General features: G+C 57.7%; 3 protein-coding genes. 2 read left to right on the top strand and 1 reads right to left on the bottom strand.

What is annotated here, in order from left to right; genetic code table 11:
* Positions 1–737 (top strand): iron-containing alcohol dehydrogenase (locus FDW94_RS24265; RefSeq protein ID WP_249358520.1); only part of this gene is annotated, 737 nt, incomplete at its 5' end.
* Positions 734–1048, top strand: a complete 315-nt coding sequence (gene rhaM / locus FDW94_RS14145; protein WP_003825253.1) for an L-rhamnose mutarotase — start codon at positions 734–736, stop codon at positions 1046–1048. The genes FDW94_RS24265 and rhaM, both read left to right, overlap by 4 nt.
* A 57-nt stretch (positions 1049–1105) precedes the next feature.
* Here the strand turns inward: rhaM and FDW94_RS24260 are convergent.
* Positions 1106–1345: cupin domain-containing protein (locus tag FDW94_RS24260; protein WP_249358517.1), on the bottom strand; the 240-nt coding region annotated here is incomplete at its 5' end.

Genomic DNA, 1345 nt, shown 5'->3' with positions numbered 1-1345 from the left:
CCGCCGGTACGGCAGCAGAGATGACCAGCAACGCGGTCATTATCGACTCTGCCCGTAAGGTTAAAGAGGTGATCATCGACCCGAATATCATCCCGGATATCGCCGTGGATGATGCCAGCGTCATGCTGGAAATCCCGGCCTCCGTCACCGCCGCAACCGGTATGGACGCCCTGACCCACGCGGTGGAAGCCTATGTTTCCGTTGGTGCTCATCCGCTCACCGACGCTAACGCACTGGAAGCAATTCGCCTGATCAACCTGTGGCTACCAAAAGCGGTCGACGACGGTCATAACCTCGAAGCCCGTGAACAAATGGCATTTGGTCAGTATCTGGCGGGGATGGCATTTAACAGCGCTGGTCTGGGTCTGGTGCATGCGCTGGCGCACCAGCCGGGCGCAACCCATAATCTGCCACACGGCGTCTGCAACGCCATCCTGCTGCCGGTAATCGAAAACTTTAACCGTCCGAACGCCGTGACGCGCTTTGCCCGCGTGGCGCAGGCGATGGGCGTCGATACCCGTGACATGAGCGATGAAGCGGCAAGTATGGAGGCCATCAACGCGATTCGTGCACTCAGCAAGCGTGTTGGTATTCCTGCGGGCTTTAGTTCCCTTGGCGTGACGAAAGAGGATATTGAAGGCTGGCTGGATAAAGCGTTGGCCGATCCGTGTGCGCCATGCAACCCGCGCACCGCCAGCCGCGACGAGGTCCGCGAGCTGTATCTGGAGGCGTTATGATCCGCAAGGCCTTTGTGATGCAGGTGAATGCCGACGCGCACGTTGAATATCAACGTCGGCACAATCCCATCTGGCCAGAGCTGGAAGCGGTGCTGAAAGAGCACGGCGCCCATCACTACGCGATTTATCTCGATCAGGCGCGCAATCTGCTGTTCGCCACCGTTGAGATTGAGTCCGAAGAACGCTGGAATGCCGTTGCCAGCACCGACGTTTGCCAACGTTGGTGGAAGCATATGCGTGACGTAATGCCAGCAAACCCGGACAACAGCCCGGTTAGCGCAGAGCTAAAAGAAGTGTTTTATTTGCAATAGACTTGTAGGCCGGATAAGGCGCTAACGCGCCGCATCCGGCACAACGCAACAGAACAGTTAGTTCTGCTCAGAAACCAGAATCGCCTGGGTGTCAGGCTCCAGCGCTTTAAAAATATGCGCCCGATCGGCGGGGTAACAAATATAGTCCCCCTCGCCTAACTCCTCCGGCGCTTCCGTCAATCCTACCATCGCCTTACCCTGCGTCACGATGATGTGTTCAACCGATCCAGGTGGATGCGGCTGTGAAATACGATCCGCGCCCGGTTGCGTCAGCAGCAGATAGATATCCCGCCGCGC

Source organism: Citrobacter sp. wls757 (genome assembly GCF_005280935.1).
Taxonomy (GTDB): Bacteria; Pseudomonadota; Gammaproteobacteria; order Enterobacterales; family Enterobacteriaceae; genus Citrobacter; species Citrobacter portucalensis.
Note: the sequence above shows the minus strand (reverse complement) of the source record. Positions and strands in the feature narration are given on the sequence as shown.